The sequence below is a fragment of the Bacillus piscicola genome, from assembly GCF_022458745.1.
GTDB classification, from domain to species: domain Bacteria; phylum Bacillota; class Bacilli; order Bacillales; family Marinococcaceae; genus Alteribacillus_A; species Alteribacillus_A piscicola.
On the sequence record NZ_JAJJJF010000007.1, the window covers coordinates 26,287 to 44,011 of the forward strand.

Here is a 17,725-nt window from a genome sequence, read left to right on the forward strand (position 1 = left end):
CTTTTATAAAACTAATAATCTGCTTGGACGAGGATAAAGTGGTCTCATAGCTTGTAGTTTTTTAGATTACGAGAAAAGAGGGAGCTGGAATGATTTATTTAGACTACTGCGCGACGACGCCGATGAGGGACGAAGCGCTTGAGACGTATGTACAGGCGTGTCGTTCGTTTAGCGGGAATGAACAGAGTTTGCATGATTACGGGGAGGAAGCAAAGCAGTTACTCCACTACTGCCGTGAAGAAATAGCCGCGCTTATCGGTGGTCATCCGCACGGGGTTTATTTTACAAATGGTGGTTCAGACAGTAACATCACGGCCTTACTCAGTTTAGCGTACGGGAACAGCGCGCGGGGCCGACATATTATTACGTCTCCTTTCGAGCATCCTTCCGTTTACCAGGCGCTTGGAAAATTGCAGGAAGAAGGGTTCACCGTTGAGGAGGCAGCTGCAAAGCCGAATGGGGAAGTGTGTCTGGAGTCAATCGCTTCGTTAATACGCGAAGATACGATACTCATCACTGTTTGCCACGCGAGCAGTGAAACCGGCGTGATTCAGCCGCTTGCCGAGATTGGGAAGCTCGCGAGCGATGCGGTGTTCCATACCGATGCGGTGCAGACGTTTGCAAAAGTACCGCTCGACGTGACCGCCCTCCGCCTTGATGCCATTTCGATGTCCGCGCACAAAATTTACGGTCCGAAAAATACCGGCGCCTGTTACATCGCCCCACATGTGCGCTGGAAAAGTATCTATCCCGGCGTTTCTCATCAAGACGGATTTAAACCGGGAACCGTTGATGTGCCTGGAATTGCGGCGTTCACCACGGCGGCGCGAGTGATGCATGATCAGCTCGAGGCGAACCGGGACAGATGGCAGAACATGCAGCGCTCTTTTTTACAACAAGTCGACGAGGAAACTTTTACATTATTCGGTGATCCGGTCAAGCGCCTCCCGCATCACCTTGCGTTAGGGGCGCGGGGGTACGAAGGACAGTGGATGTTGCTGGAGTGCAACCGCCGCGGTATCGCCATTTCCTCTGGCAGCGCCTGCCAATCGTCCCTGTCCGCCCCGCCGAAAAGCTTACTCGCGATGGGCTACACCCCGGAAGACGCCCACAGCCTGTTTCGGATCAGCTTCGGCATTCATACAACCGATGAACACCTTGAAAAAACAGCCGCCGCGCTTCAGGAAATAACGGCGCGCTCTCAAACAAACGTGTGATTGATAAGGAGAAGAAACAGTGCGATTATGCGACGTCATCCACTCCCCGATGACGTCGTTATTTTCGCAACTGCAAGGTTTCACGACTTCATTCACCCGCTACGACGTCGCTGTTTTCATGACCGCACAATTTCGTAGCTTCATCCAGCCCTTATGACGTCGTTATTTTTACAACTGCTCAACTTCGCGACTTCAGCCAGCCCTTATGAGGTCGTTATTTTCGCAACTACACGGTTTCGCGACTTCATTCATCCCCTATGGTGTTGCTATTTTCACAACTGAACAATTTCACGGCTTCATTCATCCTCTATGACGTCGTTATTTTCACAACTGCACAATTTCGCGGCTTCATCCACCCCCGATGGCGTCGTTATTTTCACAACTGCACAATTTCGTAGCTTCATCCAGCCCTTATGACGTCGCTATTTTCACAACTGCACAATTTCGTGACTTCATCCACCCCCTATGACGTCGCTATTTATACAACTACTCGATTTCGCGACTTCATCCACCCTCTATGATGTCGTTATCTGCACAACTGTGCGGTTTCACGACGTCACTCGCTCGCTTGTATTTTTTCTTAAAGCTCAGAAAAAAGTAATGTGTTATATTAGATTATATTTAATTCGATAGGGGTGTTAACGATTGGTGAAAAATGTACCTTTCTTGATGGCAATGTTAATAGTTGGTAGTGGTGCTTTCGTTATTTCTTTGACTACTGAACTTCCGCAATTTGCAAAATGGTTGCTATTACTAGTTGCTGTCGTTTTATCTATATGGAGTGCGGTTGCATTGATCATACACGCAGGCATACAAAGACTTAATGACAACTGAGCAGCAGTAGTTGATTGATTCGTTCATCAACTGCTGTTTTTTCTTCCCACCTCACTTAAACGCCTCCTTCCCCCCCATTCTCTTACCCATTTCAAGAAAGCAACAATCTATACGAAAACGGCCTAATGAAAAAGGGGTGTCTTCTGACTTTGGTAGCGGGGCCCCTATTCTTTCCTACTGAAAAATTACAGCTTTTGGAGTAAACTAGAGGGACGTTGAATTTTTAAGTTGAAAAAGGGGATGTCTGGATGGCACTTGAGTTAACGATTCACGAGAGGACCGACAAAAAAACGAAGCCGGATTATAATGATTTGAGCTTCGGTACGAATTTTACAGATCATATGTTTGTGATGGATTATGACAAGGAACAAGGGTGGCATGATGCGCGGATTACGCCGTATGAACCGGTTTCACTGGATCCGTCGGCGCTTGTTTTTCATTACGGGCAGGCGGTGTTTGAGGGGCTGAAAGCGTACAAAGCGAATGGCGAAATACTTCTGTTCCGTCCTGAAAAAAATTTCGAGCGCCTGAATATCTCCAATGAACGGATGAATATTCCACAAGTGGATGAATCGTTTTTGGTGGAAGCGCTCCAAACGCTTGTACATATGGACCAGGACTGGATTCCGACGAAGAAAGGACAGTCCTTGTATATCCGTCCGTTCGTAATCGCGACGGAGCCGGTGATTAATGTAAAGCCTTCCTCCCAGTATAAACTCATGATTATTCTTTCGCCGGTCGGGGCTTATTACTCGAATTCGGATCAGATGAGCCCGGTGAAAATTTACGTGGAAGATGAGTTTGTTCGTTCGGTCAAGGGTGGGGTCGGCTTCACAAAGACGTCGGGCAACTACGCCGCGAGTTTGCGTGCGCAGACGAAGGCGACTGAGCTTGGCTATGACCAAGTGCTGTGGCTTGATGCGCTTGAGAAAAAGTACGTGGAAGAAGTCGGCAGCATGAATATTTTCTTCAAAATAAACGGGGAAGTGGTAACGCCGGCGCTCAACGGGAGCATCCTTGCCGGGGTTACCCGTGATTCGGTCATTGAGTTGTTGAAGCATTGGGGCTACACCGTACAGGAGCGGCGCCTTTCCATGGAAGAAATTGCGGAAGCACACAAAGATGGTACGCTTGAAGAAGTATTCGGCACCGGTACCGCGGCCGTTATTTCACCGGTCGGCATGTTAAAGTGGAAAGACAAAGAGATGGTGGTCAACAACAAGGAGACGGGAAAACTCTCTCTCGACCTGTACCAAACCATTGCCGGGATTCAAACCGGAGAGGAAAAAGATCCATTCGGGTGGACGGTTCCGGTAGAGGTAAAATAACCGCAACCAACTGCATAAAGAAAACGAGGCTGGGACAAATCTGACACACGTAACTGAAAAATCGAACATTAAGATTGTGTACGTATAAACTAAGTGTAGTCAAAATACGAAGACTCCTGCGGGAACAGCACGAGCCGAAGATCCACTTGGTAAAGGGTTTTACTTTACCAAGTTAGCTGAGGCCGTGCCCGCGGAAAGCGAAGTATTTTGACGAAACAACGTTTATGATTACTGTCTTACCTTAATAATCCGAACTGATTGTATCCAATCGTTCGGATTATTCTGTGCGTAATATAATTTTATCCCGGCACCGTTTTTTGGTGCTGTCCTATAATTTTTTGTTACATTTCGTTGGTTTTGCCAGTGGGAACAGGCTGAAGTTTCTGCGGTTGCTTGGTTTTTTTGGCCGTGAACCGGAAAACAAGATTAAAAGAGAGAAGGAGCAAGACGAGAAAAAGCACGTCAAAAAAGACGATGATCGTGGTAAGTTTGGAAGACATGAGTACCATATTGCCGGTCATCGCCCCCATCATGCCGCCCATAATCCCTTCGACCGTGCCGCTCAGCATGACAAACGGATCAAAAAGCAGGCCGAGAAGGCAGCCGATCAACACGCCGTATGTGGTGGCGATAATCGTGGCGAGTACGAAATCGGTGCCGAGGACGATCCCGAGCAAAAACCCAAAAAAGAGACTCAGCATCATACTGACTGACATAACGATAATATGGGCATGAATGCTTGATGCGCGGAACCGGTCTTTTTCCTTATAAATGGCAGCCAGTAAACCGATGGAAAGCAGCGTGATGATAAGTAAGTTTGCTATCAACATGGTGGTTCATCCTCCCCCTTGTGATGAATGTAGCAGCATGACGCGGAAGATCATGCTGCTAAATCGAAACTACCATTCATGCAATAAGAGACATCCCCCTCTCTTAAATGGTTGGCATTAGGGTCTCTCAAACGCTTTTAGTGGCAGCAGTCTTCGTCGTTTTTCGGCTTTGATGGCGGTACGTCAAGGCTTGGGTTTCTGTCGAAAAAGCCGGATGGTTTTAGGGTGAAGCCCATGTAGGCTGTCGGCATGACCGGCCAATCTTCCGGGCGGGTGACGTGGTGGTGGCCCATCGTGTACCACACGACGACATCGGTGTTTTCGACATTTCTGTCGGCCGCTGTCCACTTCACGAGTCCTTCGCCGCCTTCATGCTGATTAATGTAGGTCCCGGCCGCGTATTTCTCCTCGGCTTGAAACGGGGTCACCCAGAGGTGGTTTTTAATAAAGCCGGCCCGTTTCATTAAACTTGATTCGTCATGGGCAAACGGGAAGCAGTTTTCGCCTGGGAAGAGCTTGTAGCCGACCGGTTCGCCGACGATATTTTTCTTCTCCGGATTGATGAATTTCCAGTAGCGGGCCGTTTCCAAGTTCAGGTTGCGGCGTGCTTCGGACTCTGTTTTTAACACGGTTGACTTCGCAAGGAAGCCGTTCTGATACGGGTTATGCTCGCCTTTCGTGTCAGGTTCTGTATTGACTTCGACGACAGAGTTATTCAGGCCGTCGACCATCATATCCATGCGCACGTTAAAGAAGTGCTGGTGATTCGGCGCCATCAGCTGCGGAGCCACAAGACTGCCGTATTTGGATTTTTCTCCTGGATGCATGGCCCGTGTGTGGACGATGCCGGTGAGCTTCACTTCATGTTCAATCGTGCCGTCCTGATAAAAATACCAGAAGAAGCCGTATTCATAGTTTCCTACCGTTGAAATGCTCGATAACACAAGACGGCGTGAACGGCGCACTTCGACTTCCTCGGTCGCCCAGTCTGTATGTTTCCACAAAATCCCGTAGTCTTCTTCGTGAAGACAAATCGCGTTTTTAATGATGATCGGATTCCCTTCACTGTCAGAGAGTGCGGCATCGAAGTAACGAATTTCACCGAGGCAGTCACAGCCGAGCGTTAGCGAGTTGACAAGCATGCCGATTCCGTATTCTCCGTTATCAAACGCATTGTTGCGGTTCACCGGGGGATTCGGGTCCCCGTACGGCACGACCATTTCCGACAGGGATGCCCGGTACAGAACAGGCCGGTCTTCTCCTTTGTCTTCATACGTCACGTTGTGGAGGACGAGCCCTTCCCGCTGGTTAAATCCGAAGCGGATGTTCCATTTTTGCCAGGCGATGTTGTGGCCGTCTATTTGAAAACTCGGTCCTTCCGGTTGGGTAATCTCGAGCGGTTTAATGTCGTCCCTAAATTTTTCAATCGATGCCTGATTGTAGTTACCGTCAAGCGGCGGCAGTGGATACGTTTCATTGTCGACGACTTCGATTACTTCCATTTTGTTAAGGTCGACATACGCATATAGTCCGGAGATCGGGCGGGCATAGCCGTTGTCGAACTCGGAGGTTTTTTTGAAACAAATTGCCCGCGCGAGCCGGATTCCTTTTTCCTCTTCATGACCGAAATTCCCCGCCGACCACGGGTCTACTTTGATATGTTCAAAACTGTCAATGCCGCGCTTCCGGAATGCTGCCTGCATGTCGGGATGATTTTTGACGACATTCTCACATTCCTCGAATTCATCAAGCATAATATTCGGCTGTACGCCCGGAATGTGCGTCCAGGAAGTTACTTTCGCATCATTTAAGTTTACCGTTGCTTCGTATGTTTTTGCCTCGGCATTGTTTAATAGCATGATCAGAACATCCCGCTGAATAATGTCTCCTTTCTTAAAATTCAGCACTACCTCCTTTGCCGGTTCGATGAGTGACACATTCGCAAAACGGTATTCTTTTCCGAGGTTCTTCTCTTTTTTCAAAATGGCAGCTGCATTTTCTATTTCCTCTGCCGTCAATGGCTCAAGCGGATGGTTCACCTGCATCGTTTCTTTCAACATATTTTCCTCTCCCTTTCGTCATTGTATTTGGCAAAAACCCCATTTATTCCTACAGTCCGTACCAGTTGAGTCCGTCGCTTAGGTCGACCCAGACGTTTTTTGTCTGTGTGTACATGTCCATGGCTTCGATGCCTAAGTCTCTGCCGAAGCCGCTCTGTTTGGTGCCTCCGAACGGGGCTGCGCTGTCGAGCATGCTGAATGTGTTAATGTAAACGGTTCCGGATTTTAATCCACGTGCCATCCGGTGTCCGCGTTTTATATCATTCGTCCATACGCCGGAAGTGAGGCCGTATATGGTGTCGTTCGCTTTTGCCAAGGCGTCGGCTTCGTCTGTAAAGCGTATAGCCGAGACGACCGGGCCGAAAATTTCTTCCTGCGCGATTCTCATATCACTTGTCACGTTTTCAAAAATAGTCGGCGTGTAATAGTAGCCGCCGCCGGCCCCCTGGTACCGTTCACCGCCTGTCCGCAGACTCGCCCCCTCTTCTACTCCGGCCGCCACATACCGTTCAATCGACTGCAAGTGTTTCTCGGTGACTTGCGGGCCCATCTGAGAAGTCGGGTCGAGTGGATCACCGACGCGGATCATTTCTGCTTTTTTCGCGAACAGATCCATGAATTCGTCGTAAATGGAGTCCTGAACAAACATCCGCGATCCTGATGCGCACACCTGACCCTGGGCAAAATAAATGCCGAACAGCGACCCGTTGACAGCGCTCTCGAGATCAGCATCTTCGAACACGATGTTCGGATTTTTCCCGCCAAGCTCAAGTGAAACCGGTTTCAAGTGTTTCGTCGCTGCCTGCATAATGAGGCGTCCTGTGTGAGTGGAACCGGTAAAAGCGACTTTATCAACGCCGGAATGCGATGCCAGTGCCTGCCCAGCTGTTTCTCCGTAACCCGGTACTACGTTGATGACGCCGTCTGGAAAGCCGACATCCTCGAAAATTTTCATTAATTCCAGTGTGCTGATCGGTGTCTGTTCCGCAGGCTTAATGACGATCGTGTTGCCTGCCGCCAAGGCCGGTGCGAGCTTCCACATCGTAATCATGATCGGGAAGTTCCACGGTACGATGGCGCCGACGACTCCGATTGGTTCTTTGAGCGTATAATTCAAGCGGTCTGCCGGTGATGCTAACGTGTCCCCCTGCACTTTGTTCGCAAGCCCGGCGTAAAATTCAAGTACGTCGACCGTTGCCGGCATCGCAATGTGCTTCGTTTCGTTGATCAGCAAGCCGTTATCTTTTGACTCTGTTTCTGCGAGAAAATCGAGCTTTTCGCTCATCTTTTGTGCTGCTTTATATAATAAGCGGCCGCGGTCGCCAGGAGCCATTTTGGCCCACGGGCCACTTTCAAATGCGCGCCGGGCCGCATTCACTGCACGGTCAATGTCTTCTTCTCCACCTTCTGCGACGACGCCGTTCACTTCGCCGGTACCCGGATTAATCGACTCAAACGTCCTTCCCGACGCTGCATCCACCCATTTTCCGTCAATGAATAATTGATAAAATGCCGCCATCCTCATTCCCCTTTTCCCTCTTTTATGATAGTTATTTTTTTTACAAAGATAGTACGCTTCTTTTTCTGCTCAGAAAACGTGTCGAACCGTCCCCCCTTTCTTCCCTACTGGTAATATATTGCAAAAGCCGTGCCACTTTGTTACCCCCTGTGAACAAGCCTTTTTGCTGTGTGCTGGTGTGTCAAAACGATGCACTGTGTCCTACAATGACGCATAAATGTATTGAATTTTCAAAATTATTATTTTGCTCCGGTTGCTGCTCCCGGGGCTGCCGGAGTTCCGTCGACCGGTGGTTCTTCTGCTCCTCCGTGGCGCTCTGCGATAACGATGGAGGCAATCACAAGGATCAGGGCAATGACATCGACGATCCGGATCGGTGCACCGAAAAACGCTACGGCTACGACAGTCGCCACAATCGGAATACAAGCGGTCGCCATTCCGGCTGTACTGGCATTAATACGAGGAAGCGCTAAGAAAGTAAAGGAGTAGGCAAACAACCAAGAAGTTAGAGCGTAAAACAGAATGTACCATAACGTGGCACTGTCGGCGAGAATAGCGGTATCAAAGGATTGGAACTCATAAATCGCCATCGGCAGTGTTTGCAGGGCACCGAAGAAACAAAGCCCGGTAGCCGTCGTAAACGGAGGCAGCTGCACTTCGACGGAGAATTTTTTCGCAAAGATGAAGAAGAGTGCCATCGAGATAACCGCGAGGATCATAAACAAAATGCCCAGTCCTCCGGAGCCGCCGTCGGGTGTGACCCCTGCCATTTCCATAATCAGCACGGCCACAACCGCCAAGGCGATCGCCGTAATTTTATTGAGGTTGAGACGTTCCCGGAGCAGGAAAACAGCCAGTATTAAGACGACAGCCGGGGTGATGCTCGTGATGATCCCCACCGCCACCGCGCTTGCATAGGTTAACCCGTAGAGCTGGAACACCGTGTACATTGTTACGGTGAGAAGAGCTTGAATAAAAATGGCAAGGTAATTCTTCCCACCGAGCTTAATCCAATTCGTTTTTTCATAAGCGGTTGCCGTAATAAAAAGAATAACGCCGGCAATTAAGATCGTCATACAAGTAAAAAGAAAGACGGGGAACTTTTCCATCATCAGGCCGCCGATCGGGATACTGATCCCGATGGAACTCATCGCTAAAATAATAAACAACAGTCCTCTGCTCATTGTAAAAACTCCCTCCTTTTTTCAAATAACCAAAGTCCAAAGCCGCGTGTCTTCTGTCACCCTCCTTTCCTAACATAAAATATTGCAAGAAGTGTGCCGTTTTAAAAACCGCGCAGCTACCGCATTTTCGTTTTCGGCAACCGTTACAAAACACCACAGTGTGCGCCGAAATGACACAAATTCTATTTTATTATTTTTAATTTTCACAACTGTTAAAATTTGATATACTGACGAGAGAAGAACTTTCGTCATGTGTTGGCTTCCTACTTCTTATATGTAAATACGAAAGGGAGTGATTGCTGGATGTTGGTGCCGTCTTCGTCCGTGCGCAATGAGTTCATTCAAAAGTCTTGGCAGCGCTGTCAGAATCAGAATTTCGAGCCTCGTGATTCACCGCCGGAACAACACATATCCTCGCATTTTGTGAAAGAACTTCAGTCCAAAAATGAAAAGCTGTTGCATTTTGCTGTTCCTGTTTTTGAAAAAATAACGCCGGTTATTGAACGCTCTCATCATATGGCGTCGCTGATTGATAAAGACGGACGGATCGTATATACCGCAGGCAAAGAGGCTTCGCTCGGGTTTACGAAAACGGAGAATTTACAGATTGGGATTAACTGGAGTGAGGAACGACGGGGAACGAACGCAGTCAGTCTGGTCCTGGCAGAAAAAACGCCGATAATTCTCCAAGGGGCGGAACACTTTTTTGAAGAAAACCAACTACTTACTTGTGCGGCCAATCCTATTTACGGCGCAGACGGTACGCTTATCGGCGTCATTAATGTTTACAGCAAAGTCGATCTCTTTGACCGAACGGCGATCTCGGTCGCGCAGATGGCTGCGGAGTCGATCCAAAACAAAATGATTGTCGACCAGATCGAACGAGAGAAATTCGTCGCCATTAATGAATTAGACCGTGTTTCCGATCACCATCCGCAGCCGCTCATTTCCCTCGACAACAACGAGGTCATCATTCGCGCGAATGAAGCGGCGCGCCGGCTGTTGGGAGAGCATTGTGTCGGGACTGTTTTTACGAAGCAAGACCATTTTCGTATGGAGATCATTAGTGACACGGCCAACAAATACTGGAAATCATTTGCTGTTCACACCCCATCACCGGAAAAACCGAAAAAAAACTCCTCCACTCTTTATTCGTTTGCTGATATTGTCGGAAGCTGTCCAACACTAAAAAAACAAATCCATCTCGGCAAAAAAGCAGCCGCCACGGATCTTTCTATTTTATTGCACGGGGAAAGCGGAACAGGAAAGGAATTGTTCGCGCAGTCGATTCATACGGAGAGCGCTCGGTCGTCTCAGCCCTTTGTCGCCGTGAACTGCGGGGCCATTCCCGAAAATCTTATCGAGAGCGAGCTCTTCGGCTATGAAAAAGGCGCTTTTACAGGAGCCAATCAGCACGGGCAAATCGGGAAATTTGAGGCGGCACATGGAGGCACTCTTTTTCTCGATGAAATCGGGGACATGCCGCCGCGCGCGCAAGTGTCTCTCCTCCGCGTTCTCCAGGAGCGCGCCATCACCCCGGTGGGAAGCACAAAAGTAAAGCCGGTCGACGTGAGAATTATCGCCGCGACCCACCGCAGTCTCCCGGAGGAAATACAAGCAGGACGCTTTCGCAGCGATTTGTATTACCGCTTGAAAGAAATCCAGCTGAACCTCCCTTCCCTCCACAACCGGACGGATTTGATGGAGATCGCTGCCTTTATTCTTGAGCAGTTGCAGCCCCCGAAAAAACTGGCGGAACAAGCAAAAGCGGCCGTCCAAAAACACCATTGGCCCGGCAATTTTCGCGAGTTAAAAAGCACGCTTCAGCAGGCCGCTTTTTTAGCCGACACGAACGTGATAGAAGCAGAAGATTTACAGATGGAAGAAAAAATCACCAACAGCGGCAGCCAGCCTATCCTCTCCTTAGTCGAATCCGAAAGCCGCGTGATTAAGCAGGCCCTCGAAGCGAGCGACTGGAACATCAAAAAATCCGCCGAATGGCTTGGTATCACGCGAAATCGTCTGTATCGGAAAATCGAACTGTACGGCCTCGAGCAGAGTAACGAGTAATCCAGAGTCGGACAGGATTTATCCAGACTTGGCGTTCGTATATCCAGATTTAGCTCGCGTGAATACACACGTAGAGCGCTTATATCCAGACTGAATACGTGAGTATCCAGATGTAGCGCGTCCATATCCAGACTTAGCTCTCATGAATCCACACTTCAACCGCGCGAATCGAGACTTAACTGAGAGTATCCACATTTAGAACGCATGAATCCAGATTTAGCCCGCGTGAATGCACACTTAAGCGCATGTATCCAGATTTAGACCTCGTGAATCCACACTTAAGCGCAAGAATCCAGACTTCGTACTCGCATATCCAAATGCAGCACGCCAGTATCCACACTTGGCGCGTTCTTATCCAGAGTGGAGCGCGGGATATCCAGACTTCCTGGCAAAATATCCGAACTCGGCGCGCTGCATGGAGACAGCGCGCCGAGAATGTTTATTTTTTTAAAAATCCTTTTGATTGGATAAAGTCTTTCATGTGTTCACGGCGCGCTTGCGATAAATAGTCAGCCATGTTTTCCGTCCAGGTGGCGGATTTCTGGTTGCTGGCGCGGCTTTCGTAATAGGCACGCAAGATAGCGTCGTATTCATCCAATATACCTTCGTATTTTTCTTCCTGATAACGATCCGTATGTAAAATGGCGTTCACCGGCAGGCGCGGCTTTACTGCATTTTTCGTCGCAGGGACGCCGATGGTTAAGCCGAACAAAGGGATCACATAGTCCGGCAGTTCGAGCACTTCGCTGATCGGCCCCGGATTGTTACGGACGCCACCGATGTAGCAGATTCCGTACCCTTTTGACTCCGCGGCGGTGACAAAATTTTGGGCGAACAGGGCCGTGTCGATCACGGAAACGACAAAGTTTTCGGTCGTACTGCCCTCGATCTGTTTTCCGTGTTTGGCTGCGGCGTGTTCGAGCCGCTTTAAGTCCGCACAAAAGACGAACGCACGAGCGGCTCCCTTGAATTGTACGGGGTTCTTAGATAATTCTGCGAGCTGTTCGCGTTTTTCTGGATCGACGACGTCAATCATCGAATAGGCCTGCACAAAGTGTGAAGAGGCGGCTGATTGAGCGGCCGTAATCATGTCATGGAGCGTTTCATCGGAAATGGGTTCATCCGTGTATTTGCGCACCGAAACGTGAGACTTCAACTGATCAAGCATGTTTATCTCCCCTTCCTTTCATCTCATGTTTAAATTTTTTTGTGAAAAAGCAGCGGGTTTGTGCGATCCGCCGCTGTCTTCCTAGTGTCTGTACTATGATTTGCCTTCCCACACTTCTTCATTCAATAGATTAGGCGGGCGCTTTCCTTCGAGAGCAGCGGTGACATTGTCTGCGGCCAACAAGGACATGTTGTCTTCCGTCTCGTCGGTGGAGGACCCGATATGCGGCGTTGTGACAACGTTGTCCAATTTTAAAAGCGGATTGTCCGGGGATGTCGGTTCCTCTTCAAACACGTCAAGACCGGCGGCGAGAATTTCCCCTGTTTGCAGCGCTTCTGCAAGGGCTGCTTCATCAACCGTTGCCCCGCGTGAGCCGTTGATAAAAATAGCGGTTTTCTTCATTTTCTTAAATTGGTCGCTGCTCATTAAATGCCGTGTCTCCGGCGTGGACGGGGTCATCAAGCAGACATAGTCCGAAGCTTCGAGCAGGTCGTCAAGCTGTTCACAGTATGTGGCGTTTAATTTTTCTTCCATTTCCGGTTTCCGCGAGCGGTTATGATAGAGAATGTCCATGTCGAAGCCGAAATGAGCCCGCTTCCCAATCACTTGTCCGATGCGGCCGGCACCGATAATGCCAAGCGTCTTATGGTGAACATCAATCCCGAATTTTTCATCCGGCAGCGACTCCGTCCACTCCCCGTTTTTCACGTAGCGGTCCAGCTCCGGAATCCGCCGTGCCGTCGCGATTAACAGACCGAAAATAGCATCCGCCACGGTATCATTCAAAATGTCAGGCGTATTGGTCGCCATCACCCCGTGCTTCGTAATCGCCTCCATGTCAAAATTATCATAGCCAACCGAGACGTTACTGACGATTTTCAAATTCGGAGCATGGCGCAGAAATTCATCGTCAATATTTTTCTCAAGTCCGATATACCCTTCCGCGTCTTGCAAATCTTTTTTAAAATTTTCATCGGTTAGCTCGGTTCCATATGGGTACACGCGAAGATCAAATTTTTCTGTCAGCTTCTCCTGCGCCGGCTTCCGCACCCGGCTGTAGGCCACAACTTTTTTCTTCATTCTAGCAAAACTCCCTTCCACAAAAAATGACGACGCACGTTCTCTTAAACAATACCACCATACCAACAAATAGCGGGATTGTGAATAAAAGTGAGATGAAAATATAGCCGGATAGGGGCGCTATGAAAGCAGAACAGCTTCCCACGGCTAAAAAAGGCTTTCCTTGGGCTAGGTCTCTCCTTCGTGGTTGCTATTTACCCCATTCCCTTTTTTCGCAACACCATACCTGCTCGATGACGCCGTTATTCGTGCACGCTAACGTTTTCGAGACTTCATGCTCGACCAATGACGTCGCTTTTCACACACAACGACAGTTTCGCGACTTCATACATGACCGATGACGTCGCTTTTTTCTACTTTCAGCTTTTTCACGACGCCATACGATCCCTTTGACGTCGTTATTTCCTCTCTCCCACCTTTTCGCGACTTCCTACCACCCCTATGACGTTGTTATTCGCGCACAACGACAGTTTCGCGACTTCATCCATGACCGATGGCGTCGCTCTTTTCTACTTTCAGCTTTTTCACGACGCCATACGATCCCTTTGACGTCGTTATTTCCTCACTACCACCTTTTCGCGACTTCCTACCACCCCTATGACGTTGTTATTCACGCACAACGACGGTTTCGTGACTCCATCCATGACCGATGGCGTCGCTCTTTTCTACTTTTAGCTTTTTCACGACGCCATACCACTCCTATGACGTCGTTATTTCCTCACTACCACTTTTTCGCGACTCCATACACACCCATTGACGTCGCTATTCGCGCACGACGACGGTTTCGCAACCTCGTAAATTTCCAATGACGCCACTAATCGCGCACAACCGTGGTTTCGCGTCTTCCTACCGCCTCTTATCGTGTTTCCGTTTCCGTTCATCGCTCACTTTTCCGTATATGTACTCTTCCAAATGAAAAGGGGACCGACAGAAAAATAAGCTGCCGCGTGTTGTCTTGGCAGCAGCTTCTTAATTATTCATCCCTGGTTTGTATAGGTTCGGGTTCGGTGTATGTGATTTATCACGGGGATTATCGGTGTCTACGGACAAGGTTCCATCTTGGTTATAGGTGGCTAAGGTAACGTCGGAAATATGCCGGATGTCCAGTTGGTGTGCTTTTAATTGCTGGTTTAACCACACCTCATTTTTCTGTAGAAATTGAAGATTGTGTTCGATAATTTGACCATTCATGATAATAGGGATGGGAATGAAAGTGGGGGTCGGGTGAAGCTGGACATCATTCGGTTCCAAAGGCCTGGCATGCGCTTTCGGAATAGCACTTATTTTTCCGGTGTCTTCCATCATGACCAGTTCCATGTCTTCCACTTTCGTGTATCCTTGTTGTCGCAGCGACGAAATCAGTTCATTTGTCGTCATTCGTTCTTTTCGCAGTCCCTTCTCATCAATGTCGCCATTTCTCACGAGAACCGTCGGGCTTGCAACGAGAAACCACCGCAGTTTATTATTTAGCGTCGCAAAGGCAAACAGGATATAGATAAGAACAAAGATGCCGCCATACAGAACAGCCTGCCATGGATTCGGCGACACGAGCGGTTCACTCATGATAGTGCCCAACACGATAATAAAGAGGATGTCGAAGCTGTTCATTTCAGACAGTGCCTTTTTTCCGCCAATTCGTATAAAAATGTATACGGTGATAAATATAAACAGCGGTTTCCACATAAGATCTATCAATGGATCCATTTTTACTGCCGCCTCCTCCTCATATAAGGAGCCCCTCGCTGCAGAAGCGAGGAGCAGGGGTTTGTCGATTACTGTTGTTTATACTGCGGTTCCTCCGACTCGATAAATTGCTGTCGGGTTTTTAAGTTCATCATAATTTGTTCCTGCTGGTTGGCCAGGTTTTGGAACATTTGTTTCGCATTCTGATCTTGCGTTTCTAAAGCGAAAGAATGGAGACTCGCAAGGGCACTCTCACAACTCGTAATACATTGTTGTATTTGTGTTCCAACTGTCATCGACTTTCACCTCCCACTCTATAAGGTGTACCGTTCTTGATTTTTTAAACACAAAAAAAGCCAGCCAAAAACACCGGAGTGGCATTCTGACTGGCATGTTTTTCCTATTTAAACGGGAAGGACGAACGGCAGCACGTTTCTTTCAGCCTGAACGGTGGTAACGTTCTTCAACGGTGCCGTCTTTTTTGTACACGACGGCTTCGGTTCCTTTATTGCCGGCAACTTCTTGGGCGCGCTTAATGGCGTCGGCTTTTTTATCAAACACTTTCGTAGGCTTCTTCGCATCTCTTGCCTGCACCGCCCATCCGTCTTCGTGCGGCACTACAAGTTCCGCTTTATCCATCAACTCGGGGCGGCTCTCGTATTGAGTATCATCATGGGTTGTCGGGTCTTCTTCTTCCATAAACGTATCGATTTCTTTTTCGGAGGCGTTGTCGTACCATTCCTTCGCCTGCTCGGTAGCAATGGGGATCGCCCGGCCTTCGTCATATCCTTCATCAACCATCGCATTCGCAATATCAATCGCTTTTTTCTTCACGGGTTTTTTAAGATTTTTTAAAGAAGACGGGTAATCATTCATCGTCCACGGCATGTGAATTCCTCCTCTTCTGCTGCTTAGTATTCGTATAGCCGGAAATGTTCCACGTGAAACTTCAAAAATTTGGCGCGCTATTATTTGCTTTTGTTTGAAAATAAACCGTGTAAATCTGTTAAAATTAAAAGAAGAACTGTCACCATTGTGTTGACAAATTAGGTGTGATTGCTTGTGAGAAAAAAGAAGAGTATCACCGTTAGCATTGTCTTATTGTTGTGTCTCGTTCTCCCTTTAGGGGGACTCGGTGGATGGTTGATCAGTAAGTCTTCGTCCGCCTCGGAAATGGTTACAACGAAGCAAGTACCTGAGCCACAAGCTGCCAAAGAAACAAGCGCAGAACCGGAGGTAACGAAGCCGGAGCGTAACGATATAGATGAGGAAGAAGAGAACGAAGAGAAGGAAAAGTCGATCAATCATGAGATTCAGACCGCGATCGCGGCGGTTGTTGAAGAAGCCCGCAGCCTCTTCATTCAGCCGGACTTGAAAATGGTCGCGGTTGGTGACTCGTTGACCCAAGGTGTCGGGGACCCGACCGGGAACGGCGGATATATTGGCATTTTGGAAGAAATTATTGAGGATACCAGTTCCGCTCCTTCTTTTGAAATAAAAAATTACGGAAAGCGCGGCAATCGAACCGATCAGCTGTTAAAACGCTTGGATGAGCCTAAACTATCGTTAGATCTAAAAGACGCGGATGTTGTTCTCATCACGATCGGCGCCAATGATATTATGAAGGTCGTGAAGGGGAATTTCACTCAATTGACGTACGAGGCGTTTTTCCAAGAAACGGATGACTATCGGGATCGCCTTGAAGACATTTTTGAAAAAATTCGTTCCAAAAACGAAGGGGCACCGATTTATTTAGTTGGGGTTTTTAACCCGTTTAATATGTACTTTTCTAACATTCCAGAACTCGACAAGATCGTGGAAGACTGGAATGCCATGGGACGGGAAACGGTGGAAGAGTATGAAGACGCGACATTCGTTCCAATTCATGACTTGTTTGAAAACGTTGGTGAGTCGTATTATGCAGACGATCATTTTCATCCGAACCGGCGCGGGTATGCACTGATGGCCGAGCGTGTCTTTCATTACCTTGAACCTGAACTAACCGAAAAACAAAGTGAATTGGCAGAAAATGAGGAGACGGAGCAGCATGTGGGACAAAATTAAAAAACACAACATTTGGAAATGGTTATTTTTTTCCTTGCTCGCAATCAACGCAGGGGTCCTTTTCTATCTGCTCCTACTTTTCAATTCTTCTCCCGCTGACCCGATCTTTCAAACAAGCAGGCAGGAAGAGAGCACCGACGTTGAATTCACGATTGTTTCCGATAAAAGGAACTTGAATCAGCTGATCAACCGCTACTTGGATCAGCTGTCAACCAGCACGTCGATTTCCTATTCCGTTTTTTTGGATAAAAAAGTACGGCTCTCTGGTTCGATCCGCGCCTTTAATCAGGAAATTCCCGCTACCGTTGTGCTCGATCCGGTCGTGCAAAAAAACGGCGATTTGGTGCTCCAGCAGGAATCGATCAGTCTCGGCCGTCTGCAACTGCCAAACCGGAAAGTGCTCGAGTACATTCAAGGAAATTACGAAATGCCGGAGTGGATTGAAGTGAATCCCGATAATGAAAATATTTATGTAGCCATCACCGAAATTAGTAAAAACGACCAAATTCAAGTACAAGCCCAGCAATTCGATTTAGACAAAGACCGCATTTCCTTCAGCATCCACGCCCCTTATGAAACACTACCGTTTAACGAACGTAAAATAATGAAGTATTTTAAATAACAGCCTTCCCTTTCGTATGCTTTTTCGACGGGAGCCGGTGCCCCAGTCACAAAAGCGTCTGGCGGC

General features: G+C 48.3%; 15 protein-coding genes. 6 read left to right on the forward strand and 9 right to left on the reverse strand.

Annotation, left to right across the window (positions count from 1 at the left end):
* Nucleotides 1-89: 89 nt before the first annotated feature.
* From LOR49_RS11755 to LOR49_RS11765, 3 genes are all read left to right on the forward strand, one after another.
* Entirely contained in the window at nucleotides 90-1,217 is a 1,128-nt protein-coding gene (locus LOR49_RS11755) for an IscS subfamily cysteine desulfurase (RefSeq protein WP_240376904.1), read from the forward strand.
* Between the two features lie 645 nt (nucleotides 1,218-1,862).
* Entirely contained in the window at nucleotides 1,863-2,051 is a 189-nt protein-coding gene (locus LOR49_RS11760; protein ID WP_275899642.1) for a hypothetical protein, read from the forward strand.
* 248 nt (nucleotides 2,052-2,299) lie between these two features.
* Nucleotides 2,300-3,379: a branched-chain amino acid aminotransferase gene (locus LOR49_RS11765; protein ID WP_240376905.1), complete on the forward strand. Its 1,080-nt coding sequence runs from the start codon at nucleotides 2,300-2,302 to the stop codon at nucleotides 3,377-3,379.
* A 341-nt stretch (nucleotides 3,380-3,720) separates the two neighbouring features.
* Here the strand turns inward: LOR49_RS11765 and LOR49_RS11770 are convergent, their stop codons facing one another.
* The 4 genes from LOR49_RS11770 to LOR49_RS11785 all read right to left on the reverse strand — a co-directional run bounded on the left by LOR49_RS11770 (nucleotide 3,721) and on the right by LOR49_RS11785 (nucleotide 8,972).
* Entirely contained in the window at nucleotides 3,721-4,209 is a 489-nt protein-coding gene (locus LOR49_RS11770; RefSeq protein ID WP_240376906.1) for a hypothetical protein, read from the reverse strand.
* Nucleotides 4,210-4,346: 137 nt separating this feature from the next.
* Entirely contained in the window at nucleotides 4,347-6,269 is a 1,923-nt protein-coding gene (locus tag LOR49_RS11775) for a primary-amine oxidase (protein ID WP_240376907.1), read from the reverse strand.
* A 49-nt stretch (nucleotides 6,270-6,318) separates the two neighbouring features.
* Nucleotides 6,319-7,788: an aldehyde dehydrogenase family protein gene (locus LOR49_RS11780; protein ID WP_240376908.1), complete on the reverse strand. Its 1,470-nt coding sequence runs from the start codon at nucleotides 7,786-7,788 to the stop codon at nucleotides 6,319-6,321.
* A gap of 239 nt (nucleotides 7,789-8,027) precedes the next feature.
* Nucleotides 8,028-8,972, reverse strand: a complete 945-nt coding sequence (locus LOR49_RS11785) for a DMT family transporter (protein ID WP_240376909.1) — start codon at nucleotides 8,970-8,972, stop codon at nucleotides 8,028-8,030.
* Nucleotides 8,973-9,275: 303 nt separating this feature from the next.
* Between LOR49_RS11785 and LOR49_RS11790 the strand changes: the two genes are divergently transcribed.
* The gene (locus tag LOR49_RS11790; protein WP_240376910.1) at nucleotides 9,276-11,042 is read left to right on the forward strand and encodes a sigma-54-dependent Fis family transcriptional regulator; all 1,767 of its coding nucleotides are present in this window, start codon (nucleotides 9,276-9,278) and stop codon (nucleotides 11,040-11,042) included.
* 439 nt (nucleotides 11,043-11,481) lie between these two features.
* On the opposite strand, the gene nfsA is transcribed toward LOR49_RS11790, so the two are convergent.
* From nfsA to LOR49_RS11815, 5 genes are all read right to left on the reverse strand, one after another.
* The gene (nfsA, locus tag LOR49_RS11795; RefSeq protein WP_275899643.1) at nucleotides 11,482-12,210 is read right to left on the reverse strand and encodes an oxygen-insensitive NADPH nitroreductase; all 729 of its coding nucleotides are present in this window, start codon (nucleotides 12,208-12,210) and stop codon (nucleotides 11,482-11,484) included.
* Nucleotides 12,211-12,303: 93 nt separating this feature from the next.
* Nucleotides 12,304-13,290: a 2-hydroxyacid dehydrogenase gene (locus tag LOR49_RS11800; RefSeq protein WP_240376911.1), complete on the reverse strand. Its 987-nt coding sequence runs from the start codon at nucleotides 13,288-13,290 to the stop codon at nucleotides 12,304-12,306.
* 969 nt (nucleotides 13,291-14,259) lie between these two features.
* Nucleotides 14,260-14,994, reverse strand: coding sequence for a DUF421 domain-containing protein (locus LOR49_RS11805; RefSeq protein WP_240376912.1), 735 nt, complete (start codon nucleotides 14,992-14,994; stop codon nucleotides 14,260-14,262).
* Between the two features lie 68 nt (nucleotides 14,995-15,062).
* The gene (locus tag LOR49_RS11810) at nucleotides 15,063-15,269 is read right to left on the reverse strand and encodes a DUF1657 domain-containing protein (RefSeq protein WP_240376913.1); all 207 of its coding nucleotides are present in this window, start codon (nucleotides 15,267-15,269) and stop codon (nucleotides 15,063-15,065) included.
* A gap of 142 nt (nucleotides 15,270-15,411) precedes the next feature.
* Nucleotides 15,412-15,861, reverse strand: a complete 450-nt coding sequence (locus LOR49_RS11815) for a DUF2188 domain-containing protein (RefSeq protein WP_240376914.1) — start codon at nucleotides 15,859-15,861, stop codon at nucleotides 15,412-15,414.
* 174 nt (nucleotides 15,862-16,035) lie between these two features.
* On the opposite strand from LOR49_RS11815, the gene LOR49_RS11820 reads away from it, so the two are divergent.
* Complete coding sequence (locus LOR49_RS11820) at nucleotides 16,036-17,037, forward strand: SGNH/GDSL hydrolase family protein (protein WP_240376915.1); 1,002 nt, start codon at nucleotides 16,036-16,038, stop codon at nucleotides 17,035-17,037.
* Nucleotides 17,021-17,659 (forward strand): YpmS family protein, encoded by a 639-nt coding sequence (locus LOR49_RS11825; RefSeq protein WP_240376923.1) that lies wholly within the window; start codon nucleotides 17,021-17,023, stop codon nucleotides 17,657-17,659. The genes LOR49_RS11820 and LOR49_RS11825 overlap by 17 nt, the downstream gene beginning before the upstream one ends.
* Nucleotides 17,660-17,725 lie beyond the last annotated feature (66 nt).

Coding starts and splice junctions, on each gene's coding strand:
- LOR49_RS11775 (WP_240376907.1), bottom strand. CDS start 6,269: ATGTTGAAAGAAACGATGCAGGTGAACCATCCGCTTGAGCCATTGACG.
- LOR49_RS11770 (WP_240376906.1), bottom strand. CDS start 4,209: ATGTTGATAGCAAACTTACTTATCATCACGCTGCTTTCCATCGGTTTA.
- LOR49_RS11805 (WP_240376912.1), bottom strand. CDS start 14,994: ATGGATCCATTGATAGATCTTATGTGGAAACCGCTGTTTATATTTATC.
- LOR49_RS11815 (WP_240376914.1), bottom strand. CDS start 15,861: ATGCCGTGGACGATGAATGATTACCCGTCTTCTTTAAAAAATCTTAAA.
- LOR49_RS11810 (WP_240376913.1), bottom strand. CDS start 15,269: ATGACAGTTGGAACACAAATACAACAATGTATTACGAGTTGTGAGAGT.
- LOR49_RS11785 (WP_240376909.1), bottom strand. CDS start 8,972: ATGAGCAGAGGACTGTTGTTTATTATTTTAGCGATGAGTTCCATCGGG.
- LOR49_RS11790 (WP_240376910.1), top strand. CDS start 9,276: ATGTTGGTGCCGTCTTCGTCCGTGCGCAATGAGTTCATTCAAAAGTCT.
- LOR49_RS11800 (WP_240376911.1), bottom strand. CDS start 13,290: ATGAAGAAAAAAGTTGTGGCCTACAGCCGGGTGCGGAAGCCGGCGCAG.
- LOR49_RS11780 (WP_240376908.1), bottom strand. CDS start 7,788: ATGGCGGCATTTTATCAATTATTCATTGACGGAAAATGGGTGGATGCA.
- LOR49_RS11755 (WP_240376904.1), top strand. CDS start 90: ATGATTTATTTAGACTACTGCGCGACGACGCCGATGAGGGACGAAGCG.
- LOR49_RS11765 (WP_240376905.1), top strand. CDS start 2,300: ATGGCACTTGAGTTAACGATTCACGAGAGGACCGACAAAAAAACGAAG.
- LOR49_RS11825 (WP_240376923.1), top strand. CDS start 17,021: ATGTGGGACAAAATTAAAAAACACAACATTTGGAAATGGTTATTTTTT.
- nfsA (WP_275899643.1), bottom strand. CDS start 12,210: ATGCTTGATCAGTTGAAGTCTCACGTTTCGGTGCGCAAATACACGGAT.